This is a genomic window from Roseateles sp. (genome assembly GCF_046300915.1).
Lineage (GTDB): Bacteria > Pseudomonadota > Gammaproteobacteria > Burkholderiales > Burkholderiaceae_C > Kinneretia.
The window spans coordinates 1-25,659 of sequence record NZ_JBKCLH010000134.1 but is presented as its reverse complement, the minus strand read 5'-3'; the positions used below and the strand labels follow the sequence as shown (position 1 = coordinate 25,659).

The 25,659-nt window shown below is 70.6% G+C and carries 23 protein-coding genes and 1 riboswitch; of the genes, 10 read left to right on the top strand and 13 right to left on the bottom strand.

What is annotated here, in order from left to right; translation table 11 throughout:
• Window positions 1–56: 56 nt before the first annotated feature.
• The 4 genes from ACK5F2_RS09970 to ACK5F2_RS09955 all read right to left on the bottom strand — a co-directional run bounded on the left by ACK5F2_RS09970 (window position 57) and on the right by ACK5F2_RS09955 (window position 4,518).
• On the bottom strand, window positions 57–2,228 hold the full coding sequence (locus ACK5F2_RS09970; RefSeq protein ID WP_409864411.1) for a peptidase domain-containing ABC transporter: 2,172 nt from the start codon (window positions 2,226–2,228) through the stop codon (window positions 57–59).
• Entirely contained in the window at window positions 2,221–3,465 is a 1,245-nt protein-coding gene (locus ACK5F2_RS09965) for an HlyD family secretion protein (protein WP_409864410.1), read from the bottom strand. The genes ACK5F2_RS09970 and ACK5F2_RS09965 overlap by 8 nt, the downstream gene beginning before the upstream one ends.
• 53 nt (window positions 3,466–3,518) lie before the next feature.
• On the bottom strand, window positions 3,519–3,689 hold the full coding sequence (locus tag ACK5F2_RS09960; protein WP_409864409.1) for a hypothetical protein: 171 nt from the start codon (window positions 3,687–3,689) through the stop codon (window positions 3,519–3,521).
• 115 nt (window positions 3,690–3,804) lie between these two features.
• On the bottom strand, window positions 3,805–4,518 hold the full coding sequence (locus ACK5F2_RS09955; RefSeq protein WP_409864408.1) for a helix-turn-helix transcriptional regulator: 714 nt from the start codon (window positions 4,516–4,518) through the stop codon (window positions 3,805–3,807).
• 287 nt (window positions 4,519–4,805) lie between these two features.
• Here ACK5F2_RS09955 and ACK5F2_RS09950 point away from each other — a divergent pair, with 287 nt between their 5' ends.
• A complete protein-coding gene (locus ACK5F2_RS09950; RefSeq protein WP_409864407.1) occupies window positions 4,806–5,054 on the top strand; it encodes a hypothetical protein in 249 nt (82 codons plus the stop codon).
• 32 nt (window positions 5,055–5,086) lie between these two features.
• Here ACK5F2_RS09950 and ACK5F2_RS09945 read toward each other — a convergent pair whose 3' ends face one another.
• From ACK5F2_RS09945 to ACK5F2_RS09925, 5 genes are read right to left on the bottom strand one after another with little or no spacing between them, the layout of a single operon-like run.
• Window positions 5,087–5,410: a hypothetical protein gene (locus ACK5F2_RS09945; RefSeq protein ID WP_409864406.1), complete on the bottom strand. Its 324-nt coding sequence runs from the start codon at window positions 5,408–5,410 to the stop codon at window positions 5,087–5,089.
• Window positions 5,407–6,069, bottom strand: coding sequence for an RNA polymerase sigma factor (locus ACK5F2_RS09940; RefSeq protein WP_409864405.1), 663 nt, complete (start codon window positions 6,067–6,069; stop codon window positions 5,407–5,409). The genes ACK5F2_RS09945 and ACK5F2_RS09940 overlap by 4 nt, the downstream gene beginning before the upstream one ends.
• Window positions 6,066–6,512, bottom strand: coding sequence for a DUF3106 domain-containing protein (locus tag ACK5F2_RS09935; protein ID WP_409864404.1), 447 nt, complete (start codon window positions 6,510–6,512; stop codon window positions 6,066–6,068). Before ACK5F2_RS09935 ends, ACK5F2_RS09940 begins: the two co-directional genes overlap by 4 nt.
• A gap of 39 nt (window positions 6,513–6,551) precedes the next feature.
• On the bottom strand, window positions 6,552–7,715 hold the full coding sequence (locus ACK5F2_RS09930; protein ID WP_409864403.1) for a DUF1501 domain-containing protein: 1,164 nt from the start codon (window positions 7,713–7,715) through the stop codon (window positions 6,552–6,554).
• A 10-nt stretch (window positions 7,716–7,725) separates the two neighbouring features.
• Window positions 7,726–9,072: a DUF1800 family protein gene (locus tag ACK5F2_RS09925; RefSeq protein ID WP_409864402.1), complete on the bottom strand. Its 1,347-nt coding sequence runs from the start codon at window positions 9,070–9,072 to the stop codon at window positions 7,726–7,728.
• 179 nt (window positions 9,073–9,251) lie between these two features.
• Between ACK5F2_RS09925 and ACK5F2_RS09920 the strand changes: the two genes are divergently transcribed.
• Window positions 9,252–9,605 (top strand): hypothetical protein, encoded by a 354-nt coding sequence (locus tag ACK5F2_RS09920; RefSeq protein ID WP_409864400.1) that lies wholly within the window; start codon window positions 9,252–9,254, stop codon window positions 9,603–9,605.
• 18 nt (window positions 9,606–9,623) lie between these two features.
• On the opposite strand, the gene ACK5F2_RS09915 is transcribed toward ACK5F2_RS09920, so the two are convergent.
• A complete protein-coding gene (locus ACK5F2_RS09915) occupies window positions 9,624–10,502 on the bottom strand; it encodes a hypothetical protein (RefSeq protein WP_409864398.1) in 879 nt (292 codons plus the stop codon).
• Between the two features lie 99 nt (window positions 10,503–10,601).
• Between ACK5F2_RS09915 and gstA the strand changes: the two genes are divergently transcribed.
• Together gstA and ACK5F2_RS09905 are read left to right on the top strand one after the other, a co-directional pair.
• Window positions 10,602–11,213, top strand: coding sequence for a glutathione transferase GstA (gene gstA / locus ACK5F2_RS09910; RefSeq protein ID WP_409864397.1), 612 nt, complete (start codon window positions 10,602–10,604; stop codon window positions 11,211–11,213).
• Window positions 11,214–11,472: 259 nt separating this feature from the next.
• Entirely contained in the window at window positions 11,473–13,305 is a 1,833-nt protein-coding gene (locus tag ACK5F2_RS09905) for a putative bifunctional diguanylate cyclase/phosphodiesterase (protein ID WP_409864395.1), read from the top strand.
• Between the two features lie 21 nt (window positions 13,306–13,326).
• Here the strand turns inward: ACK5F2_RS09905 and ACK5F2_RS09900 are convergent, their stop codons facing one another.
• Window positions 13,327–14,895: a thioredoxin family protein gene (locus tag ACK5F2_RS09900; RefSeq protein WP_409864394.1), complete on the bottom strand. Its 1,569-nt coding sequence runs from the start codon at window positions 14,893–14,895 to the stop codon at window positions 13,327–13,329.
• 256 nt (window positions 14,896–15,151) lie between these two features.
• On the opposite strand from ACK5F2_RS09900, the gene ACK5F2_RS09895 reads away from it, so the two are divergent.
• Window positions 15,152–17,269 carry a transporter substrate-binding domain-containing protein gene (locus tag ACK5F2_RS09895; RefSeq protein ID WP_409864393.1) on the top strand — a complete coding sequence of 706 codons (2,118 nt, stop codon included), beginning with the start codon at window positions 15,152–15,154 and terminating at the stop codon, window positions 17,267–17,269.
• A 31-nt stretch (window positions 17,270–17,300) separates the two neighbouring features.
• Here ACK5F2_RS09895 and ACK5F2_RS09890 read toward each other — a convergent pair whose 3' ends face one another.
• Window positions 17,301–18,245, bottom strand: a complete 945-nt coding sequence (locus ACK5F2_RS09890; protein WP_409864392.1) for a DMT family transporter — start codon at window positions 18,243–18,245, stop codon at window positions 17,301–17,303.
• A 98-nt stretch (window positions 18,246–18,343) separates the two neighbouring features.
• Window positions 18,344–18,575, top strand: a riboswitch (cobalamin riboswitch).
• Between the two features lie 152 nt (window positions 18,576–18,727).
• Here ACK5F2_RS09890 and ACK5F2_RS09885 point away from each other — a divergent pair.
• The 5 genes from ACK5F2_RS09885 to ACK5F2_RS09865 all read left to right on the top strand — a co-directional run bounded on the left by ACK5F2_RS09885 (window position 18,728) and on the right by ACK5F2_RS09865 (window position 25,393).
• Complete coding sequence (locus ACK5F2_RS09885) at window positions 18,728–19,495, top strand: acyl-CoA thioesterase (protein WP_409864391.1); 768 nt, start codon at window positions 18,728–18,730, stop codon at window positions 19,493–19,495.
• On the top strand, window positions 19,476–19,952 hold the full coding sequence (locus tag ACK5F2_RS09880) for a GNAT family N-acetyltransferase (RefSeq protein WP_409864390.1): 477 nt from the start codon (window positions 19,476–19,478) through the stop codon (window positions 19,950–19,952). Before ACK5F2_RS09885 ends, ACK5F2_RS09880 begins: the two co-directional genes overlap by 20 nt.
• 114 nt (window positions 19,953–20,066) lie before the next feature.
• A complete protein-coding gene (locus tag ACK5F2_RS09875; protein ID WP_409864388.1) occupies window positions 20,067–22,130 on the top strand; it encodes an FAD-dependent oxidoreductase in 2,064 nt (687 codons plus the stop codon).
• 146 nt (window positions 22,131–22,276) lie between these two features.
• Entirely contained in the window at window positions 22,277–24,553 is a 2,277-nt protein-coding gene (locus ACK5F2_RS09870; RefSeq protein ID WP_409864387.1) for an EAL domain-containing protein, read from the top strand.
• A 78-nt stretch (window positions 24,554–24,631) separates the two neighbouring features.
• Window positions 24,632–25,393 carry a phosphatase PAP2 family protein gene (locus ACK5F2_RS09865; protein WP_409864386.1) on the top strand — a complete coding sequence of 254 codons (762 nt, stop codon included), beginning with the start codon at window positions 24,632–24,634 and terminating at the stop codon, window positions 25,391–25,393.
• On the opposite strand, the gene ACK5F2_RS09860 is transcribed toward ACK5F2_RS09865, so the two are convergent.
• Window positions 25,323–25,559, bottom strand: coding sequence for a hypothetical protein (locus tag ACK5F2_RS09860; protein ID WP_409864385.1), 237 nt, complete (start codon window positions 25,557–25,559; stop codon window positions 25,323–25,325). The two genes, ACK5F2_RS09865 and ACK5F2_RS09860, sit on opposite strands and share 71 nt — an antisense overlap.
• Window positions 25,560–25,659: the final 100 nt, after the last annotated feature.

Below are 25,659 nucleotides of genomic sequence, written 5' to 3'. Positions count from 1 at the left end.
TTGGAAATCCCGATGGCGGCCATAGCCGCACACGGCCCGCTGGGCTACCCGGCCCCTCAGGCCTGGGCGCCGGGCGCCGGGGGCAGGGCGCGCAGGTCCTGTGCGACCCGGCCCTGGTGCAGGGTGATGACGCGCTGGGCCGCCGCAATGGTTTCGGGCCTGTGAGCGATCACTATCCGGGTGATCGAGAGCTGGCGTAGCGAGGCATTGACCTGGCGCTCGCGCTCCACGTCCAGCGCGCTGGTGGCCTCGTCCAGGAAGAGGAACTGGGGGCGCTTGTACAAGGCGCGCGCCAGCAGGATGCGCTGGCGCTGGCCGCCCGAGAGGCTGGATCCCATATCGCCGATCAGGCTTTCGTAGCCCATGGGCATGGCCTGGATGTCCTCGTGCACGCAGGCCAGGCGCGCGCATTGCTCGATCCACTCGGTATCGGCCTGGGGGTCGAAGAAGGCGATGTTGTCGCGCAGGCTGCCGGCAAAGAGCTGGTCGTCCTGCATCACGGTGCCGATGCGGCGGCGCCAGTCGGCCAGGCCGATCTGGCTCAGGGCCTGCTCGCCCAGGCGGATCTCGCCACTCTGTGGCCTGTGGATGCCCAGCATCAGCTTGAGCAGGGTGGTCTTGCCGCAGCCCGAGGGGCCGACGATGGCCACCGCCTCGCCCGGCTCGATGCGCAGGCTGCAGTGCGAAATCACCTCGGGCTCGCCATCGGCATAGCGGAAGCTCACCTCGCGCAGCTCCAGCGCGGCCGGGGCCGCGGCCTGGGCGGGCAGCTGGCGGTCCAGGGGCTCGGGTGCGGTGAGCACGATATCGGCCAGGCGCTCACCCTGCAGGCCCAGCATCTTGAGCTGCACCAGCTTGTCGATCAGGGCGGCCAGGCGCAGGCTGAACTGCTCCTTGTAGGCCAGGAAGGCGAAGAGCATGCCCACCGAGAGGCTGCGCTCCAGCACCAGCAGGGCGCCCAGCCAGACGATGGCCACCCGCTCCAGGCCGAAGACCAGCTTGTGCGCCACGCCCATGGCCAGCTCCAGGCGGCGCGAGCCCAGCTGGGCGTTCATATGCTCCACCACCAGATTGGCGAAGCGTGCGCCGCGGTCGGCCTGGGCATTGAAGAGCTTCACCGCCTGCGCGCCGCGCAGGGACTCGATGAAGTGGCTGGTCTGGCGCGCCTCATGCACCAGGGCCTCTTCCGAGGCCTGGCGCAGCGGCCGGAAATAGGCCCAGCGCAGCGCGCCATAGGCCGCCACCGCCGCCAGCGCGATCAGGGCCAGGCGCGGGCTGTAGACCCACATCATGGCCAGGGTGATCAGCACCATCAGCCCGTCCAGCACCGCCTCGATGAACTGGGTGGTCAGGGTCTGCTGCATCTGCTGCACGCTGTTGAAGCGCGAGAGGATGTCGCCCAGATGGCGCTTCTCGAACCAGTCCAGCGGCAGGCGCAGCAGGTGGTTGAAGACATTGGAGAGCCACTGCAGGTTCAGGCTGGCCGAGAGCTGCAGCACGGCCCAGGAGCGCAAGGCGCCTATGCCCACCTGCAAGAGCACCAGCAGGCCGAAGCCCAGGCCCAGGGTGACGAGCAGATCGCGGTCATCGCTGACCAGCACCCCGTCCACCACCCATTGCAGGAAGAAGGGCGAGAGCAGCACCAGCAGCTCCAGCGCCAGGGCCAGGGCCAGGATCTGGGCCAGGGAGCGCTTGAGCCCCAGCACCCGGCCCAGCAGCTGCTGCCAGCGGATCTTGGGCGGGGCGGGCTTGGGCGCGAAGTCCGGGCCGGGCCGCAGCTCCAGGGCCACGCCGGTGAAGTGGCGCGAGAGCTCGGCCAGCCTGATCCAGCGCCGGCCGGCCACCGGGTCGTGCAGCAGGGCGCGGTCGCCGCGCACCTCGGCCAGCACCACGAAGTGGCGGAAGTCCCAGTGCAGGATGCAGGGCAGCTGCAGCTGGGCCAGGTGCTCGGGCTCGGCGCGCAGGGCGCGGCTGGCCAGGCCCAGCTGGGCGGCCATGCGCACCAGATCGGCCATGGTGGCGCCCTTGAGCGAAAGCGAGAAGCGCGCGCGCAGCTCGGCCAGATCGCAGCGCTGGCCATGGAAGCTGGCCACCATGGCCAGGCAGGCCAGGGCGCATTCGGCGCCTTCGGTCTGCAGGATCAGGGGCAGGCGCGAGCCGCGCCGCCAGCCCAGGTTCAGGCGCTCCAGCAGACCGCCGCTGTGATTTGAGTTTGCGGATTCAGACACGGTTCGCCAGGGCCAGCAGGGGTTCAAAAATCCATTCGATCAGGCGGCGCCTTTCCAGCAGCACATCGGCGTCCAGCTGCATGCCCACGGCCAGGGGCTGCTCGGCGCCATAGGCGGCCACGCTCTGTCGCTCCAGGGCCACGGTGATGCGGTACAGGGGCTCATGCCCGCCGGCCGCCGGACCCAGGGGCAGGGCGGCCAGCTCGGCCGCGGGCAGGGGGGTGCGCGAGACCTGCAGCACCCGGCCCTGCTGGTGGCCAAACTTCTGGTACGGATAGGCCTGGTAGCGCAGGCGCACCGCCTGCTCGGGCCGCACAAAGCCCACGGCGCTGGAGGGCGCGTAGAGGTAAGCCTGCATGCGCGTGTCGGCCGGCAGCAGGCTGGCCAGGGCCAGGGCCGGCGTCACGGGCTGGCCGGGCTCGGCCTGCAGGGTGGAGACGATGCCGTCGCTGGGCGCGCGCAGCACCAGGCGGCGCCGCGCCTCGGTCTCCAGGCCCAGGGCGCGCAGCGAGGCCAGCTCGCGCGTCAGTTCGCCGCGGCGCTCGCTCAGGCGCAGGGGCAGGGCCTCGCGCTCGGCGCGCAGGGCGGCCTGCTCGGTGCGCAGCTTCTCGCGCTCGCGCTCCAGGCTCAGGGCTTGCGCCTCGGTGTCCAAGAGCTCGCGGCGGCGCACTTGCAGCTGGGTGTCGGAATAAAAGCCTTGGGCGCGCAGGGCCTCGGCCCGCGTCAGCTCCTCGCGCGCCAGGCGGCGGCGTTCACGGTGGGCCCTGGATTCCTGCTCGGCCGCGTCCAGCTCGCCCTGCTGGGCGGCCAGGCGGCGCTCCAGGCCCTGGCGCTGCTGCTGGAACTGCGGCTCCAGCTGGGCCAGGGCCTCGCGCAACGAGGCCTCGCGCTCCAGCAGGCTCTGGGCCACGCCCTCGCCGGCCTGGCTGCTGGCGCTGTCCAGGCTCAGCTCAAAGAGGATGTCGCCGGCCTTCACGGCCTGGCCTTCGCTGACGCGGCGCGCCAGCACGGTGGCCGCCTGCGGGGCGGTGATGCGCAGCACGCCGCGGTCCGGTACCAGATAGCCGCTCACGCGCGCCTTGCGGCTGTACTCGGCCGTGCACAGAAAGGCGCCGACCAAAACAACGCTGCCCACGGCACAGGCCGTGAGCAGCTTCAGCGAGAGCGGGCGCAGCAGCTGAATGCTGCCCAACCAGGACTGCTGCTGGCCGGCCAATGCTTCAGGACGGAACAGCATTCAGCGTGGGTGCCGCTGCGGGCCCTCGCGTGGGATGACAGCGGGCTTTTGACTTACCAAGTCGTGCGCGGCGCGGATACCGATTCCACTTCTGCAGTCTCGATAACAGACCACGTGGTTCGGGGTGCGCCGCCGCTGACGAACTGCAGCAGCGAGATGTCCAACTCGACCGGATCTTGGGGCTTGGTGACGATTTGCTGTTCTTGAACTTGCTGCTTCTGCATGACCGGCTCCGTGTGTTCTGTGGCGTGCGGGGGAGTGCACAGCCCGAATTGAAGCGGTGAAACCAATCATGCGTAACTGTCAACTCTTACAGATGGGGGATAGCCTAAGCCCGGATTAACGTATTAAGCCGAAGCGCAAAGCCTTCAACACTGCTTGGTGCTTGTTGTTGCAGTTGAGCTTGCGCATGGCGTTGTTGATGTGCAGAACGGCCGTACGTTCAGAGATGCCCAAGATGCCGCCAACCTCCCACGCGGTTTTGCCTTCCATGGTCCATCGCAGGCATTCCAGTTCCCTGGGGGTCAGTCTTGGAGCTTCCAGCTGTTGTTCGGCTGGAAGCAATACGCGCAGAGCGGTATCGAGCGCATGCACGGCGAACAGTTGCAGGTCGCCCATCATCCGCGTCAACTGCCCTTGATCGTCGGGGAGTGGTTTGTCGCGATCGACACCCAGGACAAAGTGCCGACCTTCCGGCAGATGAAGGGCCAAACAGATGCCAGTTCGATAGCCAAAACGTGCCTGGCTTTCCCAAAAGTCAGCCAAATCGTGGCGAACGTAAGTGCTTTGATCCCAGACGATGGGAACACTGCTGCGTTTGCAGTGCTGCATGACGGGGTCTTGGCGCCCACCCTGTGGGTTGTCCATGACCTCTCTGTAGGCGGGCGGACAGTTATCGATGGCAATGAATTCCGATTGCCCGAGGGAATGGTCCACGACGGTGAGGGCCGTGAACGTGTCGAACTCCAACTGCTTCGTAAAGCGCAGCACCTCCCCGCGAAATTCTTCGCGGGTTCTGGCTTCGAGTACGGATTGGTAACCGCCCTGCAGCATCAAACTATTTCCATGCGTTGCCCGAGTCGGGCTCGGAACGGGGCCTTCACATCCCTGACAAGGTTTACAGCTAGCGATTGATTCCAGGTGTCAGCACACTCTCGACACGCAGGTCGGCATTGCCCGGGCCAGTCTCATCCTCCAGAGAAAACTCCAGAAAAATGACTCCAACATGGATTGTGTATGCATGGCCGCGGATTTTGTGCGAAGCCAGGCGCGTGGACCGGCTGCAATTCGCGCATTCCACGACGCGCGTGTTGGTGTCGGGCGACGAGGCGCGGCCTTCCATGGGGCAAACCCTGTGGACCGGCGCCTCGGAGAATGGGGCAGCGGCCGGCGTGGCCTGGGATTGGGTCTGCCTGCCCGAGGGCGTGGTGGCCATGGCCGACCCCATGGCCCTGGTGACCAATCTGCAGTTCGTCAGCGGTGAGGGCGAGGTGCTGGCCCCCATGGAATCCGTGCTCCAGCTCAATGGCATCGTCCACACCCTGCCCTGGCAGTGCGAGGTGCAAAGAGCCCTGGGGCGCCTGCACTGAGCGACGCCCCGCCGGGGCGCCGGCCCCGGCGCTCAGAGTTCGCCGATGGCGATCTGGGACAGCACGTCCAGCTGCATCAGCTCCTGCACGCCCGGGTCGGGCCGGCTGCACCAGGCCAGCAGCAGCAGGCTGGCCGCCAGGGCCAGGGGCAGCCACCAGCGCATGGGGTGCTCGCGCCAGCTGGCGATAGTCAGCTGACCCTGGCCCGCGTGCAGCGGCGTACCGGCTCGCCCCGCCTGTTGTCGCTGCTGCCACTGGGCCAGCACACGGGCCTGCAGGGCCTCGCTATCACCGGGAGGCGCCGCCTGGCGCAGGGCGTGGCGCAGATCCTGATCGCTGTCGTGTTCGGGCTTCATGGGCGTACTGCTTCTTGCGGGCTGGGGGACGGGGTCTGCAACTGGCGTCGCAGCGACTGCTTGGCACGGTGCAGGAGCTGGTGGGCGGCATTGGGATCACCCAGGCCCAGGGTCTGGGCGATGTCGGCCACGCTGGCATCGGCATAGGCCCACAGGGCCAGGGCCATGCGCTGGCGCGCCGGCAGGCGCTGCAAGGCCTGCTGCAGCAGCTCGGATTCGACCCGGGCGTGCAGCGGCTGATCGAGGGCGGGCAGGGCCTCGCTGAGGGCTTCCAGGGTCTCGGGCTCCAGGCTCAGTTCGCGGCGCTTGACCAGCAGGCTCTTGCAGCGGTTGATCACGATGGTGTTGAAGAAGGTGGCCAGGCTGGCGCCATGCGCCTCGCTGGGCCGGCTGCCCCACAGGCGCAGAAAGGACTCCTGCACCATGTCCTCGGCGTCCTCGTGGCGGCGCAGCAGCTGCCGCGCCAGGCCCAGGGCCTGGGGTGTGAGCCGCTGCACCAGGGCCGTGGCGGCGGCGGCCTCGCCGGCGCCGGCACGCTGCCACAGCGCCCAGTCCTCTGCGCCCGCGTGGGTGCCGGCGGCGCGGCCCAGGCGCGCGCGCGCCGCCGACCACCAGCGCAGGGGCGCGGCGCTGCCGGGCGGGTCCAGGGCCTCGCTCATTCGCTGGGCAGCTTCTCGCGCAGGGCGCGGCGTTCCTCGGGGCTGAGCTTGTCCAGCATGGCGCGGCGCTGCTGCAGCAGTTCGCGGCGCTGGGCCGGACTCATGGCCTGGATCTGGGCGCGGCGTTCCTCGGCCTGGCGGCGGCGTTCCTCGGGTGGCATGGCCTGCCAGCGCTCGCGAGCCTGGGCCGCCAGGGCCTGGCGTTGCTCGGGGCTCAGGGTCTCCAGGCGCTCGCGCAGCTTTTCCCGGAAGGCGCGGCGCTCGGCCGGCGGCAGCCGCTCCAGCTGCTGGCGCAGCTCGGCGCGGCGCTGGGCCTGCTGCTCGGGGCTCAGGCGTGCCCACTCCTGAGGATCGGGCACGGTGGGCGGCCCCGCCCAGGCGGCGCTGCCCAGGGTCGTGAGCGTCAGGGCCAGCAGAGCGGAAGAGAGCAGGTGGTTCTTCATGGTGATGTGTCCGTGATCATGGCGCAGTTCAGACGCACTTCAAACGCGCCACAGGCCGTCCAGCGCGCGCGGCGCGCCGGGCAGCACACCGCCCTCCAGGGCCGCGCGGCCCAGGCCGAACTGGCGCTGCAGCAGGGCGGCCTGCAGGGCGCGGATGTCCAGGGTGGGGCGCAGATCGCGGGCCTCCAGCAGCTCGCGGTTGCCCAGGCCCGGCCAGTCGGCCAGCACCCGGCCACCGGCCACGGCGCCGCCGGCCAGCCAGGCCACGCCGCCCGTGCCATGGTCGGTGCCGCCGCTGCCATTGGGCCGGGCCGTGCGGCCGAACTCCGTCATCACCAGCACCGTGCTGCGGGCCCATTGCGGGCCCAGGGCGCTGCGCAGGGCGGCCATGCCCTGGTCCAGGCCGGCCAGCTGGCGGGCCAGGCGGTTGCTCTGCTGGTTGTGCGTGTCCCATCCGCCGCTTTCCAGCCAGGCCAGACGCGGGCCGCGCTCGGCGGCCAGAAAGCGCCCGGCCTGCTCGGCCAGGGCGGCAAAGCCATTGCCTGGGGGCTCCTCGCCGGCCATGCGGCCCAGATCGCGCTGGGCCATGGCCTGCTGCCAGGCAGTGTGCAGGGCGGCATCGCCGGCATAAAGCTGCTGCACACGGGTCAGCAGGTCCTCGCTGTCTGCGGGGCCGGGGCGGCTGGGCGTCCAGGAGCTGGCCTGGTCTGCGCCGCGCAGGGCCACGGGCAGGGCCGGGCTCAGGGCCACGCCGCCCTGGCCCGTGGCCTGCAGGGCCCGGCCCAACCAGCCGGTACTCAGGGCAAAGGGGCGGGGGCCGCCGCTTTCCAGCTGCTGCTGAGCGTCGAAGTGGGAGCGCTCGCGGTAGGGGCTGGCCAGGGCATGCAGAACCAGCAGCTGGCCCTCGGCATACCAGCGCGCCAGCGTGGGCAGGGACGGGTGCAGGGCGTAGAAGCCATCCAGGGGCAGGGCGCCCGTGGGGGCCAGCTCGCCGCGCAAGGTGGCGAAGGCGGGGTCGCCCGGCACCGGCACGGCGGCCAGGCCGTCCAGGGCGCCGCGCAGCATGATCACCACCAGGCGCGGCGCCTCGGCCGGGCCGGGCGCGGCCAGGCTCAGAGCCGGCCAGGTGGGCAGCAGGGCACCGGCGCCTAGCAGCTGCATCAGCTGGCGGCGGGCCGGATTCATCGTGGGCTTGAGGGGCATGGTGTGGGCCTCAGCGGCGTTGAAACTCGGGGCTGGCCAGCCACAGGGCCAGGGCCTGGGCGCCATCGGCGGCGCGCTCGATCTGCTGCCGGGTGCTCTCGCCCAGGTCCTCGCCCAGGGCCAGGCGGGCCAGGGCGCGGGCGTCTGCGGCCTGGGCATGGCGCTGGGCGAAGCGCTCGGCCCATTGCACGCGCTTGAGCAGGGCGTCGGGCGAGAGCCAGTCCTCGCTGCGGTCGGGCCAGCCCTGGGGCGAGGGCGCGCGGCCGGGCGCCTGGCCCAGGGCCGTGAGGGTCTGCATGCCGGCATCCAGCTCCCGCTCTCCCAGGGGGAGCTTGAGCTGGCGGTGGGCCGAGAGCAGAAGCTCCTCGGGGCGCTTGAGCTTGGGCGGGTTCTGCGGCGACCAGGTGGCCGGATGCTCGAACAAGGCCTGGGCCACCTGGCGCAGATCGCCGCCGCTCTCGCGCCAGCGCCGCGCCAGGGCGTCCACCAGGGCCGGCGGCGGCGTGTCGCTGACGAAATGCAGGGCCAGCTTGCCGGCCAGATGGCGGGCGGTGGCCGGGTGCAGGGCCAGGTCTTGCAGCAGCTGATCCAGGGCCTCCGGGCCCTCGGGGTAGCGCCGGCCCAGCACGGTCTTGGGGCCGGGCTGGTGCAGGGCGGGCTGGAAGCTGGCGCGGCCGTCGCCGCCTTGCAGGCGCACGGTCCAGCCGGTCAGCAGCCGGGCGGTCTCGGTGACATCGGCCTGGCTGTAGCCCCCGTTCACGCCCAGGGTGTGCAGCTCCAGCAGCTCGCGCGCCAGGTTCTCGTTGAGCCCGCGTTCGCGCCGCAGGCCGGCGCGGGACTGCGGGCCCATGGACTGGGCGTTGTCCAGGTAGAGCAGCATGGCCGGGTGCAGGGTGGAGGCGCGCAGCAGGGCGCTGAAACGGCCAAAGGCCAGCGGGCGGATGGCCTCGTTCTCATGCGGCCAGACCAGGGCGCGGGTGGCGCCCTTGGTGGCGGCCACGCAGCAATGGTTGGCCCAGAACTGCACCCAGCGCTCGGCCACCGGGGTCTCGGTCGTGATGATGTGCTGCCAGCGCCGCTGCAGCGCAGCCCGGTTGGCGCGGCGCAGGGCCAGGGCTTGCGCGTCCGGGCGGATCTCGGTGGCGGAGGCCGCGGCGGCGGACGCGGCCGCGCCGCGCAGGAGCTCGCCCGTCAGGCGCAGGGCGGCCGGGCCGTCCAGCAGGCCGCTGGCATCAAACGGCGTCTGGGCGCCGGGTGCGAACTGGGCCAGCACCCAGGCCCTGGGGTCGGATCCAGGGCCGCGCAGGCTGGTTTCGCTGTAGCCGAAGCGGTGGGCGGCGAGGGCGGCGGCTTGCATGGTGGGTAAGGGGCGGGCCGGGGCCCGCAAGCGAGGATGCCGCTTGAACCGCCCAGCTCGCCCGCTCTTACGCGGCGCCCTGCAATTCCGAGCGCGCCGCGGGGCCATGGTCATGGCCTCGTAAGCCGGCCGGCGGGATGCCGGTTCAAGCAGCACCTCAACCCTTCCAGGAAGCTCTCATGAACACCTTCTTCCGCGCTGCCTCTCTGGGCCTGATGCTGGGCCTGAACCCGTGGTTGGCTCAGGCCCAGACCGAGGCCTCCGAGCGCATGGCGCAGCGCATCGACCAGCGTCAGGAGCGCCAGGCTCAGCGCTTGGCCGAAGCCTCCAGCACAGGACAGCTGACGGCGCGCGAGCAGCACCGCCTGGCGCGCCAGCAGCAGCACACGGCCCGCATGGAGCAGCGTGCCGAGGCCGATGGCCAGCTCAGCCGCCGCGAGGCCCGCCGCCTGGAGCACAGCCAGGACCACAACAGCCGCGCCATCGCCCGCCAGAAGCACGATGGGCAAACCCAGCCCCAGCAGCAGCCCTGAGCCCGGCGCGCCAGGCGCTCAGGGCGGCGTGCTGGCGCGCCGCTGCGCGTAGTGCGCGGCCCGCGCCGCGTCGCCGCGCGCTCGGTAGAGGATCTCCAGCTCCTCGAACACATAGGGATCGGGCTGGCCGGCCGCGGCGCAGGCCTGCTCCAGCGCCAGCTGCTGGGTCAGGGCGGCCTCGGTCTCGCCCAGTAGGCGCAGCTGGTGGGCCACCATCCAGCGCGCGATGCGCAGGCGGCTGCCGCCATCCGTACCGGGCGCCTCCTGCTCGCGCAGCGCCAGCGCGGCCTGGAAGGCCTGCAGGGCTTCCTGCGGACGGCCCAGCTCGCGCAGGCTCAGGCCCAGATTGTTCTGCAGCGAGGCGCGCCAGCGCCGCGCCGTCGGCTGCGGCGAGGTCTCGGCCAGGGCCAGGGCCTCGCGGTTCCAGCGCAGCTGATCGGCGGGCGCGCTGTCCACAAAAGCCATCATGTGCAGCGCGTCCACGGCCAGGCCGTCCAGGCCGGCCGCGCGCGCCTCGGCCAGGGCCGCGAGGTAGGCGCGGCGGGCGGCCTCGCGGGCCTCGGGCGTGCGCTGCGCGGGCGGGTGGCTGGCCGAGATGAAGCTGCGGCCCAGCTCCAGGGCCTGGCGCACGCGTGCCTCAGGGCCGGCCGTGGCCAGCTGGGGTTCCAGGCTCAGCAGCAGGGCGCGGGCGCCCTCGAAATCGCGCCGCAGGCCCAGGCTGCGGGCGATCTGGGTCTGCAGGATCAGGGCCTCATCCCCTTGGGCCTGGACCAGGGCGGCGCGAAAGCGCTGCTCGCTCAGCGCGGGTCGGGCGTAGTCCCACAGCGCGTCCAGATCCTGGGCCTGGGCCGAGGCGGCCAGCAGCAGGAGTGAGCAGAGCAGGGCGGTCGGCTTCATGGGGCGGCGGCAAGCTTTTGCGTTTCATCGTATCGTGTCGCCGCGACGATGCCGGCCCGCCGGCCGGATCCCTTGAATCCCGACTCACACGGAGACCCCATGAAGCTCTACTACAGCCCCGGCGCCTGCTCCCTATCCCCCCATATCGTGGCGCGCGAAGCGGGCCTGAATGTCGACCTGGTGCTGGCCAGCACCAAGACCAAGAAGCTGCAGGACGGCACCGACTTCTACACCATCAACCCCAAGGGCTCGGTGCCCGTGCTGGAGCTGGACAACGGTCAGCGCCTCACCGAAGGCCCGGCCATCGTGCAGTACCTGGCCGATCTGGCCCCCGCCAGCGGCCTGGCTCCGGCGGCCGGCTCCTGGGAGCGCGTGCGCCTGCAGGAGTGGCTGAACTTCATCACCTCCGAACTGCACAAGGGCTTCTCGCCCCTGTTCACCCCGGGCATGGTGGAAGAGGCCAAGCCGCTGTTCCGCGCCAAGCTGCTGGAGCGTTTCAAGTACGTGGACCAGCAGCTGGCCGGCAAGAGCTATCTGATGGGCGAGACCTTCACGGTGGCGGACGCCTACCTCTTCACTGTCAGCAACTGGGGCCAGTACGTGGGCGTGGACGTGGCGCCCTTCGCCAACTTGGCCGCCTTCCGCGCCCGCGTCTCGGCCCGCCCGGCCGTGCAGGCCGCGCTGGAGGCCGAGGGCCTGCTGAAGAAGTGAGCGCTGGGCGCCCACCGGCCTGGCTGGCCGGGCGCTGCCACGGCGGCGGGACTGCGCGCACGGCGCTCAGTCCCGCCAGGCCGCTTGATCCAGCGCAAGTCTGCGACGGTGCGCGGGATGGCCAAATCGCCGCCTCCAACAAGCTGGCCGTCCGTGGCGGCGCCGGTCGCGGTCGCGAGATCCGCAGGGCGTCCTGACTTCGAAGCCCGAGCGCGCACCAGCGCGTCGGGGACCATGGGGCTACTGAAAGGTTTTTGCCTTGAGTATCGAACCCTGGTCGGATGATGAATTCGCCGAACTGGCCCTGATGCCGGTGCCCGAGCCTGGCGGCTCGGGTGTGGCCCCGGCCCCTCAACCCTGGGATGGCAGCCGGCGCTGGATAGACCTGATGCCCGATGGGGTGCTGGTGGTGGACCGCGAGGGTCTCATCTGCTGCGCCAATCAGGCCATGCACGAGCTCAGCGGCCATGCGCCCGCGGCGCTGGAGGGGCAGGCCCTGAGCGTGCTGCTGCCGCCGGCCTTGCGGGCCCGTCATGGCGCGCATCTGCAGGCCTACTTTGCCGCGCCCCACAGCCGCGCCATGGGTCGGGTGCAGGCCCTGAACCTCTGGCATGCCGAAGGGCGGGAGCGCCCGGTGGACATCTCCCTGGGTCTGTGCCGCTTCGAGCAGCGCCCCTGCACCCTGGCGGTGATCCGGGACATGAGCCACTTCCAGGCTTTGCAGGCGCAGCTGCGCCACCAGGTCATGCACGACGGCCTGACGGGGCTCTACAGCCGCCAAATGTTCGGCGAGCTGCTGGGACGCGCCCTGGAGCAGAGCGCCCGCAGCGGCCAGCCCACCGCCTTGCTGCTCATCGATCTGGATGACTTCAAGTCGGTCAACGACGGCCATGGCCACCATGTGGGCGATGCGCTGCTCAGGGAAGTGGCGCGTCGCATGCGGCGCTCTCTGCGCCAGAGCGATGTGCTGGCACGCCTGGGCGGGGACGAGTTCGCGGTGTTGCTGCCCGAGCTGCTGGACGCCGAGCATGCGCTGCGGGTGGCCGAAAAGCTGGTCCAGGTGCTGACCCGGCCCTGGCGCCAGCAGCACCACGAACTCACGCCGGGGGCCAGCATCGGCATCGTGCTGCTGCCGCGCGATGGTCAGGATGCCGACACCCTGATGCGCCGTGCCGATCTGGCCATGTACCGCGCCAAGGAGGCGGGCCGCGGCTGCTATGCGGTCTACGACGCCGCGATGTCCCGGCGCGTGGAGGAGAAGCTGCGCCTGCAGGCCCGGCTCAAGCTGGCCCTGCAATGCCCGGACGGCGGCGGCCTGAGTCTGCACTACCAGCCCCAGGTGGCGGCCGAGGGGGGATACGTGGTGGGCCTGGAGGCCTTGCTGCGCTGGCGCGATGCCGAGCTGGGGGAGGTGAGCCCCGCCCGCCTGATTGCCGTGGCCGAGAGCAGTGGTCTGATCCTGCCCTTGGGTGACTGGGTGCTGGTCCAGGCCTGCTCGCAGCTGGCCCAGTGGCGCGAGCAAGGTCAGGCCATGCTGCGGATTTCGGTCAATGTCTCGCCTCACCAGCTGCGCCAGCCGGGCTTCGAGCAGCGCCTGCTCGAGCTGCTCCAGGCCCATGCCGTGCCGGCGGGCATGCTGGAGCTGGAGATCACCGAGAGCGCCGCCATGGCCCATCGCGAGCAGGCCTCGGACCTGCTGGAGCGCATTGCGGCCCTGGGCGTGCCGCTGGCCCTGGACGACTTCGGCATGGGCTACTCATCGCTGGGGCATCTGCAGCAGCTGCCGGTGTGCCGGCTCAAGCTGGACCGCAGCTTCATACGCGGCCTGCCCGGCCATGGCCCGGATGCGGCCCTGACCCGGGCCGTGATCGGCCTGGCCCGCAGTCTGGGCAAGAGCCTGGTGGCGGAGGGGGTGGAGACCGCGGCCCAGCACAGCTTCCTGGCCGGGGAGGGTTGTGAGCTGCTGCAGGGCTGGCTGTTCGCACCGGCCCTGCCGCCGGCCGAGCTGCCTGCCTGGCTGGCCACGCGGCCGGCGCAGCCCGGACCCGGCTTGCCGCTGTCGCCTTGCCCGCCGCCGCCGCCCAGGTCCTGAGCGCCGGCGGCCGGGCCGGCTTCAAGCCTTCTTGGCCGGGGCCTTGATCAGGCCCTCGCAGGTGGCGCGCTGCTGGTCGGCGGTGTCGACCTTGGCACAGATGCCGTTGAGCTGGGTCTGGAGGCGGTTCAGCACCGCCTGGTGCTGGCCCTCGGCATTCCAGCTGGCCAGCTTGGCGCCCACGCGCTGCAGGGAGCGGGCGCTGCGCTCATAGAAGGCGCCCTTGTCCTGGCCGGCTTCCTTGAAAAGCTGGGCCGCGGTCTTCTCGATCTTGGCCGCATCCTGCGGCGCCAGTTCCACCAGGGCTGCGAAATAGCCCGAGCCCCATTGCAGGCGGGTGGCCGGGCCCTCGCTCTTGTTGAAGGCTTCCTCGTACCAGCGCAGGGCCTCGTCCTTGCGGCCCTGCTTGCGGGCATTGCCGCCCAGCTGGCTCATCAGGTAGTAGGGCGAGTGGCTCTTGGCCAGGCTGGCCTTGAGCAGATCGTCGCTCTCCTTCCACAGCCCGGCCTGGCCCAGCAGATAGGCCACCGAGGTGATCACGGCCTGGCGCTCGTAGCCCTCGGTGACCTCGCGGTCGGCGCGGGCGGCATGGGCCTTCACATCGGCCAGCAGCTCGGCCGGCAGCTTGGGGCTCAAGGCGTCGGCCGCCTGGTCCATGCGGGCCAGGCGCACCCGGCCGATCATGGCCGAGCTGCGGTCCGCGCGCGAGAGGCTGGCATCGGCCTCCAGGCGGCGCAAGGCGCTGTCGTAGAGGGCCACCAGGCTCTGGCGCTCGGCGCCGGCCTCGGGCTGCAGGGCACGCACGATATCGGCGGCCTCGCCCGTCAGCACATCGGCGTGTGCCCGGCTCAGGACGGGGTTGTTCAGAATGCCGCGCACCCTCTCGCGCAAGGCCGCATCGGCCTTCACGCCCTGGCCGCTGGTGCTGGCCGCCAGGGCCTTGAGCCAGAGGCGGTTGACCGTGTCGGCGTCGGCGCCGCCGCCTTGTGCGCCCGCTGCCAGCTGCACTAGCAGGCCCGTGCGTTCGGTGGGTGCTACCAGCTGCTGTTCATCGGTCTCCCAGGAGTAGAAGCCCAGCAGGCGCCATTCGTTGGCGCTGAGCTTCTTGCCCGCCTGGGCGTCCGTCAGCACGGCCTTGACCGGGCGGCCACCGGCCAGGCCCAGCTGCAGCACCTGGAGCACCTGGGGCGCCTCGGCCTCGCCGGGCAGGCGGGTCAGTTCCTGGCCTTCGGGGCTGAAGAGAATCAGGGTGGGATAGCCGCGCACCTTGAAGCGCGCGCCCAGCTTCTGGGCGCCGGGCAGGTCGCCATCGATATTCACGGCCACGAAGGCGCGCGTCTGCTGGATGAAGTCCTGGCTCTTGAACAGCGTGGCCTTGAGCTGGTTGCAGGGCGGGCACCACTTGGCGCCCCAGTACAGCAGCACCGGCTTCTTCTCGCTGCGGGCCTGGGCAAATGCGCGCTCGATATCGGCATCGGCGGCAGCCGGCAGCCAGGCGATGGCCTGGGCGGCGGTGGCGGGAGCGGTCGCCTGGGCGACCGGGGCGATGAGTGCCAGCGCGAGGGCCAGCGCAGAGAGTGCGGGTTTCATGCCGGGGATTGTCGCGCCCCGGGCCCACCCCTGCCCATGAGGGGAATGCAGTAGCTTATGCGGCCAAGGCACAAGCCGGCCGCGCCGAGCCAGGGTCATCCGGCTCTGGCCAGGTGTCGCGCCGGCTGTCGGCTATCGACTAGGATGACTGGTGCCACGCCTTGCATCCATGCCCTTAGACAAAGCGCCAGCAGTTCTGTTGCCACTGGGGCCCGTCGCCCGCGCCGGGCTTGCCCGGTGCAGCGCTTTGCTGCTGATGCTGATGCTGATCGTGTTGCTGCCACTTCCCGTCTGTGCCCAGGCATCGGCTGTGCAGCTGGACGCCGAACAGCAAGCCTGGGTACGCAGCCAGGCCGGGCGCACGCTGAGCGTGGGCTTCGACCCCTTCGCGGGCAGCGACAGCTTCGAGTTCCGCGGGCGCCGACAGGGTCTGCTGCCGGCCATGCTGGCCGATATGCGCGAGCAGCTGGGCCTGCGCATCGTGGCCGCCGAGGTCAAGAGCTGGGATGACGCCTACCAGCGTTTCGTCAACGGCGAGCTGGACCTGATCTATGGCGTGAACCAGACGGCCGAGCGCGAGCGCATCATGCGCTTCACCCGCGCCGTGCTGCAGTATCCCTATGTGGTCTTCGCGCGCAAGGACTCCGGCGTCCAGACCCTGGGCGATCTGGATGCGCGCCAGGTGGCCTTCCAGACCAGCGACTTCGCGATCGATCGCCTGGCCAGCGAGTACCCCAATATCAGATTCCGCCCGCAGACCTATGCCGATCCGGCGGCGGCCCTGCGGGCCCTGCAGCAGCGCGAGGTGGATGGTTTCGTCACCTCCGGCGGCAGCGTGGTGATCGAGTTCCTGCAGCAGTTCCCCACCCTGCAGGTGGTGGCACAGCTCAGAACCATCACCTCGGACATGCGATTTGCCGTGGCGCGCGATCAGGTGCTGCTGGCGGGCCTGATCGACAGCTATCTCCAGCAGCGGCGCGAGGTCCTGCTGGCCAAGGCGGCCGAGGCCGACCGGCACTACATGCGCAAGCAGCTGCGTCTGAGCGAGGCCGAGATGCTTTGGCTGGACCGCGAGCAGCCGGTGGTGGTGGGTGTGGCCGAGGACTATCTGCCCTTCGACTACAACGACCAGGGGCGCTACGCGGGCATCATGGGCGTGACCCTGCAGCGCATCAGCGATCTGATCGGTCTGCGCATCCAGGTCCGGCAGGGCAGCTTCTCCGAGCTGCTGGAACAGGCCCGGGCCGGCCAGGTGCATGTGCTGAACATGGCCAAGACGGAGGAGCGCCTGGCCCATTTCCACTTTCCTCGCCCCATCAGCACGGAGCGCGACATCATCGTGGGCCGAAAGTCCATGCCGCCGGTGCAGGACATCTACGACCTGGAGGGCCAGCGGGTGGCCGTCGTCGAGGGCTTCTGGCATGGGGAGTATCTGCGCAAGAACCTCAAGGCGCTGAGCCTGGTCAGGACCGCCAGCGTGGAGGCGTCCCTGGTGGCCCTGCGTGAGGGACGGGCCGACTACATGATCGAGAACCCCACGGTGGTGGAGTTCTACATCAACGGTCTGGGCTACACCGACCTGATCAAGCGCGGCATCACCTCCAAGGACTCCTACATCTACTTCGGCGTGAGCAAGCGCCAGCCCGAACTGGCCGCGATCATGGACAAGGTGATCCCCCTCATCGACTTCGAGGACATGAAGTTCGAGGGTCTGCAGACCGTGCCCTCCCTGAACCACGCCGGCCGCCAGCGCCTGCTGTGGATGCTCAGCCTGCTGGCGGCCGCCCTGCTGCTGCTGACGGTGTTTGCGCTCAGGACGGCGCGCAAGCTGATCCACCAGCGCGCCCTGAACCAGTTCCTCAGCGAGCGCGAGCACCTGCTCTACACCGACAGCCTCACCGGCCTGCACAACCGCAATTACTTCAGCCACAAGGCCGATCTCATCGGGGCGAGCGGCTTTCCGCAGGCGGTGGTGATGGCCGATATGAACAACCTCAAGCGCGTCAACGACGGCCATGGACATGCCGCCGGTGATGCGCTGATTCAGGGCTTTGCGCGGCTCGCGCGGGCCCAGTGGCCGCAGGCCGAGGCCTTCCGCCTGGGCGGCGACGAGTTTCTCTTCATCCTGCCCGGGTTCGATCAGGAGCGCGTGGACAGCGAGCTGGCGGCCCTGCAGCAGCGCCTGCTGTCCGAGCACATCCTGCTGCCGGACGGCGCCCGCGTCCACGTCGGCGTGGCCCTGGGCAGCGCCATGCGGCTGCAGGCTTCCCAGCCCCTGCAGGAGGCCATGGCGGCGGCCGATGCCCGCATGTACGCGGCCAAGGCCGGGTTCAAGCGCCGCAGCAGCGACCCGGTCGACGATTCGGGGGCCTGAAGCCGGCCGATGTTCGCGGCTGGCATGGCGCCTACTCCGGCTCGCCGCTCGGGATGGGCCGCGCCCGGTTGGCAAACTGCGCCATCGCCACGCCGCCCAGGGTGATGGTGGCGGCCAGCAGCTTGACGGCGCTGAAGCTCTCGCCCGTGCTCAGCCAGGCCGACAGGCCCGCGATGGGCGGCATCAGGTAGATCAGCGGTGCCGTGCGCGCCACGCCGCGCCGCTCGTTGACATAGCCCCAGGCCAGCCAGCCGGCGAAGCCGCTGGCCAGGATGGCCCAGGCCGCACCCAGCCACAGCCAGGGGGAGAGCCCGGCCCAGTCCACCCGCGCGGCCGCCGGGGCGCTCAGGGCCAGCACCGGCAGGCTGGCGATCAGGGTGGCCAGGCACATCACCAGCACGCCACCATGGCGCTCGATCAGGGGTTTGCTGGCCACCGTGTAATAGCTGAACAGCGCGGCGGCGACCAGCAGCACCAGATCGCCGCCGCTGGCGGTCCACTGGGCGGCCATCAGCTTGTCCGACATGAAGAGCAGGGCGCCCGCGGCCGCCACCGCCACCCCCGCCACCTGGGCCCGGCTCAGGATCTCGATGCCGCTGGCGCGCCGGATCAGCAGGGTGAAGACCGGCCCGCAGGCCAGCAGCACCGAGCTGGAGAAGGCGGTGGACCAGTGCACCCCGTAACTGGCCAGGGCCAGATGCAGGCCCTGGCCGATCAGGCCCAGGCGCAGCAGGGCGCCCCAGTCCGCGCGCGACAGACGCGGCCAGTGCCGGCCGTAGCGCCAGCACAGCAGTCCGGCGGCGCACAGCGGCATCAGCAGATAGCGCAGAAACAGAAAGCCCTCCGGCCCCATGGCCTGGAACAGGGTCTTCTGCAGCGGGAAATTCAGGCCCCACACCAGGATGGTGCCCAGGCCCAGCGCCAAGGCCAGGCCCTGGCCGCGGTCTGCACCGGCGCTTTGTGCTTGCTCTTGCATGGTGCCATTCTTGTCCGGATCGCAGCACCGGGACGGTTCCGGGGTATCGCGCAGCGCACAGGCCGGCGGCAGCGACAGTTGCGGCGCAGGCGGCTGCTAGACTGCGCGAGCCCGGCGGTTTCTCGCAGCACCGCGAGAATGAAAAGGGAACGACAGAACGGATGCGGACAGGCTTGCGCGAGCAGGTGGTCGGCGCCGAAGCTGTGGCTGCCCCCGCAACTGTGATCGGCGAGATCCCTGCCCCCTTGTGTCACTGGCCTTGTGCCGGGAAGACAGGCAGGGAACGATGACCCGAGAGCCAGGAGACCTGCCACCGGGCGATTGTGTTGTGCCGGGCGGGGTGTCCTGGAGCAAGAACTCATGGCTGTCCGCAGCCTCCTGTCAGGGAGGCCGCGGCGACCTGTCTTGCCGGGTCTGCAAAGACCTGTCCCCGCCTCCTTTTCCGGAGGTGTCTCTTGTCTCTTCATTGTTCCGATGATGCGGTGTCTGCGGCCGCAATCTCCCGGCCGGGCGATGCGCTCTTGCCGGCCCTGACCGTGGTGGACATGGTCTGGCCCGAACAGTCCAATCACCATGGCACCCTGTTCGGCGGGGCCGCCCTGTCCATGCTGGACCGTCTGGCCTTCATCCTGGGCAGCCGCGTGCTGCGTGGCACCGTGGTCACGGGTGCCGTGGGGCGTCTGGACTTTGCCGCCCCGGTGCCAGCCGGTCAGGTGGCCGAATGCCAGGCGCGGGTCGGGCGGCGCGGGCAACGCTCGGCCACGATCGGCCTGGAGCTCTTTGCCGAGGACTTGCTCAGCGGCGAGCGCCAGCTCTGCCTGTCCGGTGAATTCGTCATGGTGCGCCGGGCCGAGACCGAGGGCGAGCCGCTCCTGGTCGTGCCACCGCCCCTGCCGCAGCCCCCGGAGCCGGATGCCGCCGTGGTCCGCGTGACCGAGATCGTGTTTCCCGGTCATGCCAATCACCGCGGCCTCTTGCATGGCGGGCCCGCCATGGCCTGGATCGCCAAGGCGGGCTTTGTGGCGGCGAGCCGGCGGGTGCGGCGCCCGGTGGTCATGGCCAGCAGCGAGCGCATGGACTTTGTGGCGCCGGCCCGTGTCGGCGATGTGGTCGAGGTCTGCGCCCAGGTGCTTGAGCAGGGGCGGCGCTCCATCCGCGTGGCGGCCAGCATGTGGGCCGAGTGTCCTGGCACCGGCGAGCGCCGGCTGTGCACCTCCGCGAGCCTGGTCTATGTCGCACTTGCCGATTGAGCTGGGCGTGCTGGACGCGCGCCACGTCCATGCCCTGGGCCTGCACCTGCTGGCCCTGGATGAGCCGGACCGTCATGCCCGCTTTGGCCAGTCGCTCGGCGACGAGGCCCTCCTGGCCTGGGTGCATCGCATTCCCTGGCAGCGGGACCGCTGGATGGGCGCCTGGGCCGGCCCCGAGAACCATCTGGTGGGCGCGATCCAGCTGGTGCGCACGCGGCGGCCGGGTGTCTGGGAGCTGGCGCTGAGCGTGGCCGCACCCGTCCGTCGTCATGCCGTGGCCACCCGGCTGCTGGCCGCCGCCCTGGGCGATACGGCCCTGGCCGATTGCCGCAGCCTGCTGTGTCATCACGGCCATCCGGCCCTGCGCCGCATGGCCCGGCACCTGGGGCTGGCCTGTGTCGAGAGCGGTGCCGCGCCGGGTCTGCTCATCCATCGCCTCGGCGGCGGGCTGGGCTGATGCCGCGGGAGCGCCGTCTCGGCGCCATGGGCACTTTCCCCAGGCTGGCGGGCGGACAGCTTGGATAGATTGCGGCGCCAGGGCGGCCCCCCTGGCTGCTAGCATCGCGCCCCCATGAGTCATCCCTATCCCCATCTGCTCGCCCCGCTGGACCTGGGCTTCACCACCCTGCGCAACCGCGTGCTGATGGGCAGCATGCACACCGGCCTGGAAGACAGCCGCCGCCATGTGGAGCGGCTCACGGCCTATTTCGCCGAGCGCGCGCGCGGCGAGGTGGGCCTGATCGTGACCGGCGGCTATGCCCCCAATATCGAGGGCTGGACCAAGCCCTTCGCCGGTACCCTGGCCACACGCGGCGCCGCCCGGCGCCACCAGCCCATCACCCAGGCCGTGCATGCCGAAGGCGGCAAGATCGCGCTGCAGATCCTGCACACCGGCCGCTATGGCTACCACCCGCTGGCCGTCGCGCCCTCGGCCCTGAAGTCGCCCATCACGCCCTTCACGCCGCGCGAGCTCTCGGCACGCGGCATCGAGCGCCAGATCCGTGCCTTCGTGCGCTGCGCCCAGCTGGCCCGCGAGGCCGGCTACGACGGCGTGGAGGTGATGGGCTCCGAGGGCTATTTCATCAACCAGTTCCTGGTGGCGGCCACCAACCAGCGCCAGGACGGCTGGGGCGGTGCCTACGAGAACCGCATGCGCCTGCCGCTGGAGATCCTGGCGCGCATGCGCGAGGCCGTGGGTCCGGACTTCATCATCATCTACCGCCTCTCCATGCTGGACCTGGTGCCCCAGGGCAGCAGCTGGGACGAGGTCCTGCAGCTGGCGCGCGGCGTGGTCAAGGCTGGCGCCACCCTGATCAACACCGGTATCGGCTGGCACGAGTCGCGCATTCCCACCATCGCCACCAGCGTGCCGCGTGGCGGCTTTGCCTGGGTCACGCGCCAGCTGCGCGAGCAGCTGCGGGCCGAGGGCATCAACATCCCGCTCATCACCAGCAACCGCATCAACACCCCCGAGGTGGCCGAGGACCTGCTGGCCCAGGGTGACGCCGATATGGTGAGCATGGCGCGGCCCTTTCTGGCCGACCCCGAGTTCGTGCGCAAGGCCCGCGAGAACCGGGCCCCCGAGATCAACACCTGCATCGCCTGCAACCAGGCCTGTCTGGACCATGTGTTCAAGCAGCGCATCGCCAGCTGCCTGGTCAATCCGCGCGCCGCCCACGAAACCCTGCTGCGCCCCATGCCCCGGCCGGCGGGGCAGGGGCCCAAGCGCGTGGCCGTGGTGGGGGCGGGCCCCTCGGGTCTGGCGGCGGCCTGCACCCTGGCCGAGCGCGGCCACGCGGTCACGCTCTTCGACGCGGCGGCCGAGATTGGCGGTCAGTTCAATATGGCCAAGCGCATCCCCGGCAAGGAGGAGTTTCAGGAAACCCTGCGCTACTTCGGCCAGCGCCTGGCGCGCGCCGGCGTCGAGCTGCGCCTGAACCAGCGCGTGGGCCTGGATGCGCTGCAGGGCTTTGACGAGGTGCTGCTGGCCACCGGCGTGAGCCCGCGCAACCCGCGCATCCCCGGCCAGGCCGAGGGCGAGGCGCGGGGTCAGGTCTTGAGCTATATCGATGTGCTGCGGCACGGCAAGCCCGTGGGCCAGCGCGTGGCCGTGGTGGGGGCGGGCGGCATCGGCTTCGATGTGGCCGAGTACCTGGTCGAGGCCGGCCATTCCCTGGCCCTGGACGCGCCGGCCTGGCGCCGCCACTGGGGCGTGGGCGACACCGCCCAGGCCCGCGGCGGCCTGCTGGCACCCCAGCCCCAGGCCCCTGCGCGCCAGGTGACCCTGCTGCAGCGCCGCGCCGGCAAGCCGGGTGCGAGCCTGGGCAAGACCACGGGCTGGATTCACCGCGCGGCGCTCAAGATGGCCCAGGTGCAGATGCTCGCGGGCGTGAACTACGAGTCCATCGACGAACAAGGCCTGTGGATCAGCTTTGGCGAGCGCCGCGAGGACCTGCAATGCCTGGCGGTGGACAGCATCGTGCTGTGCGCCGGCCAGGTGCCGCAGCGCGAGCTGGAGGCACCGCTGCGCGCGGCCGGCGTCTCGGTGCATCTGATCGGTGGTGCCTCCGAGGCGGCGGAACTGGATGCCAAGCGTGCAATATTGCAGGGAACCCGGCTCGGCATGAGCCTGTGATCCCTAGCCAGGCTAAAGCGGGGCCCCGACACTCCCGAAACGCCGAATACGAGGGAACACCCGGCGGTAACGGGTGCATCTGGCAATAACAGGTCGCGCGGGCGTCACGAACGTCTGGCTGTGCGACCGATAAGGTGTGTTCGCCCATGAGCCTGATCTCAAGCCTGCGCCATCCGCGCTGGCCTGCATTGCCGGCCCTGGCCTTGCCCGGGACGCTGCTGGCCCACCCCCACGGGGGTGAGGGCTGGGCCGCGGCATTCAGCGGCCCCATGGACTTCTCCAACCCCCAGCTGTGGCTGGGCGCCGCCTCCCTGCTGGGCGCGCTGGCCATGGGCCTGGGTCTGGTGCTGCTGCGCCGTCAGCGCCTGCGTCTGCGCCTGCGCAAGCTGGAGCTGCAGCGCGTCAAGCGTGAGCGCAGCCGTCTGGCGGCCCTGCTCAATGCCATTCCCGACGGCGTGTTCTTCAAGGACCAGGACGGGGTCTACGAGGCCTGCAATCCGGCCTTCGAGCGCCTGATCGGGCTCAGCGAGGCCCAGCTTCAGGGCAAGCGCGACGCCGACCTGGCCCAGATCCTGCCGGAGCAGGGCCGGGCCTGGGCCCGTGGCAGCGACGGCATCCGTCTGTGTCTGGACATGCAGCAGGCGCCGGTCTCGGCGGACGGCGAAGCCTTGGGCGTGCTGGGCGTGGCGCGCGACATGACCGAGCTGCAGATGGCGCTGGAGGAGTTGCGCCGCGCGGCCGTGGTCTTCGAGCACTGCGCCGAGGGCATCCTGCTGCTGGACGAGCAGGCGCGCATCGTGGATGCCAATCCCGCTTTCTCCATCATCAGCGGCCACGATCTGCGTGATGTGATGGGCCAGATGCCCCAGCCCCTGTGCCTGGGCGAGCAGCAGCCCGAGGTGCTGGAGCAGCTCTGGGCCAGCCTGGACGCCGAGGACAAATGGTGCGGCGAGCTCATGCTGCGTCGCCGCGACGGCGAACCCATTCCCGTCTGGGCCACCATGGTGCGGGTGCAGCCCAGCAGCTCCAGCCCGCTGCAGCATCTGCTGGTGCTCAGCGACATCTCCAAGCTCAAGAGCACGGAGGCCGAGCTGCTGCACCAGTCCCTGCACGACCGTCTGACCGGCCTGCCCAACAAGGCCCTGCTGCGCGACCGCATCGGCCGCCAGATCGGCAATGCCCAGCGTGACCAGACCCGCGTGGCCGTGCTCTACATCGACCTGGACGGCTTCCGTGATGTGAACGACATCGTCGGCCATGGCGCCGGCGACGCGGTGCTCAAGGAGGCGGCGTCCCGCTTTCTGGGCGTGGTGCGAGCCAGCGACTCGGTGGCCCGGGTCGGCGCGGACGAGTTCGTGGTCATGCTCTCCGGCCTGGTGGACGAGGAAACCTCCATGCGCCTGGGCGATCGCCTGATCCAGTCCATGGACGAGCCCATCATGGTGGGCTCACATCGTTTCAATCTGGGCGCCAGCATCGGTCTGGCCATCTATCCGGCCGACGGCCAGGATGTGGACGAACTGCTGCGCAACGCCGAGGCCGCCATGTGCCGCGCCAAGGTGCATGCCCGCAACTCGGTGCAGGCCTACCGGCCCGAGCTGACCCAGGCGGTGCAGCAGCGCTTCGAGCTCACCCACGCCATGCGCCAGGCCAATGAGGCGGCGCAGTTCCGTCTGGAATACCAGCCCCAGGTGCGCCTGTCGGATGGCGCGCTGATCGGCGCCGAGGCCCTGCTGCGCTGGCGCCACCCCACGCGCGGCCCCATCTCGCCGGCGGAGTTCATTCCCCTGGCGGAGGAAACCGGTCTCATCATTCCCATCGGCCGTTGGGTGCTGGAGCAGGCCTGCGCCCAGGCCGCCCGCTGGCAGGGCCAGGAAGGCAAGCCCCAGCAGGTGGCCGTCAATGTCTCGGCGCGCCAGCTGCGCCAGGGTGATTTCGTGCAGAGCCTGGATGCCATCCTGGCCGACACCGGCTGCCCGCCCCGGGCCCTGGAGCTGGAGGTGACCGAAAGCCTGGTGCTGGAGGATGCCGAGCAGACCATCGAGCTGCTGACCCAGATCACGGCCCGCGGTGTGCGCATCGCCATCGACGACTTCGGCACCGGCTACTCCTCGCTGTCCTATCTCAAGCGCATGCCGGTGCAGACGCTCAAGGTGGACCGCAGCTTTGTCACCGAGCTGGGCGCCGACAGCAATGCCTCGGCCATCGCCCGCACCGTGATCGTGCTGGCGCACAGCCTGGGCATGGACGTGCTGGCCGAGGGCGTGGAAACCGCTGAACAAGCCGCCTGGCTCCAGCGCGAGGGCTGCGACTGGGCCCAGGGCTGGCTCTATGGCCGCCCCATGCCGGCCGAGGACTTTGGGCTGGCCACGCCGCCCACCGAGCCGCGCGTCGCCCGGGTCCGGCATCTGCAGCTGGCCTGAGCCCGCCCCGGGCTCAGCGCCCGCGGGGCGCCGGCTTGTCACCAAGCCCCGCTGCCGCAGCGGCTAGCATGGCCCCCCATGCTGTCCGACACCCTGTTCCACCCCGACGCGGCCCGTGCCTGGCTGCTGCTGACCCGTCTGGGTGAGATGCAGATCCTGCTGCCCCTGGCGGCCGCCGCCTCGCTGTGGCTGTGGAAGTCGGCGGCGCAGACGCGCCTGGTGCTGCGCTGGGCCGCTGCCGCCGCCCTGGCGGCCACCCTGACCGCCGGCAGCAAGCTGGCCTTCATGGGCTGGGGTCTGGGCTCGGCGCGCGGGGACTTCACCGGCATCTCGGGCCATGCCCTGTGCGCCGCGCTATGCCTGCCACTGCTCGCCTGGGTCAGCCTGGCGGCGGGTGGCCGCCCCGACCCGCGCGGCCTGCGCCGCAAGCTGGCCCTGCTGGCGGGCTATATGGTGGCGGCCCTGGTGGCCTGGTCGCGCATCGAGGTGGGGGCGCACTCGCATTCCGAGGTGGCCGCCGGCTTTGCCCTGGGGGGCCTGGCCAGCGCCTGGGCCCTGGCCGGGACGTCTGAGCTGCGGGCGCTGCAGCCCCGCTGGCTGGCTGCCGGCTTGGCGGCGGGCCTGCTGCTGCTGCCGCTGGCGGCACCGCGCTCCCGCAGCCATGAGCTGATGATGGAGCTCTCGCGCCAGCTCTCGGGGCGGGACCAGCTCTACACCCGGCGCGATCTGCACCGCCGCACACCCGCAGCGGCACGCTCCGCCCTGCGCTTCAGTGAAGCCGTGCCGCCGTCGCCTGCGGGAACCACAGCCCCAGGGCCGGCTCATCCAGGGCTTCGCTGATCTCCAGGCCGCGGTTCAGCTCGTAGCTGGACTCATACCAGCCGCAGCCCTCGGCCTTGTCCTGTGCCGGGATGCTGCTGGCCGCAGCCGGGCGTGTGCCGACACGCGGGGCGGCTTGTGTGGCTTGGGAAGCGTGGTGCTGGCGGCTGCAGAACTGGAACAACATGATGCGGACTCCTGGACGGTGGGGTTCTGCGGCCGGGGAGGGGCTGCAGGCCCTGTGCAATCCAGTGTGGTCGCCCGGCCTCTTGCTTCCCATCACACGG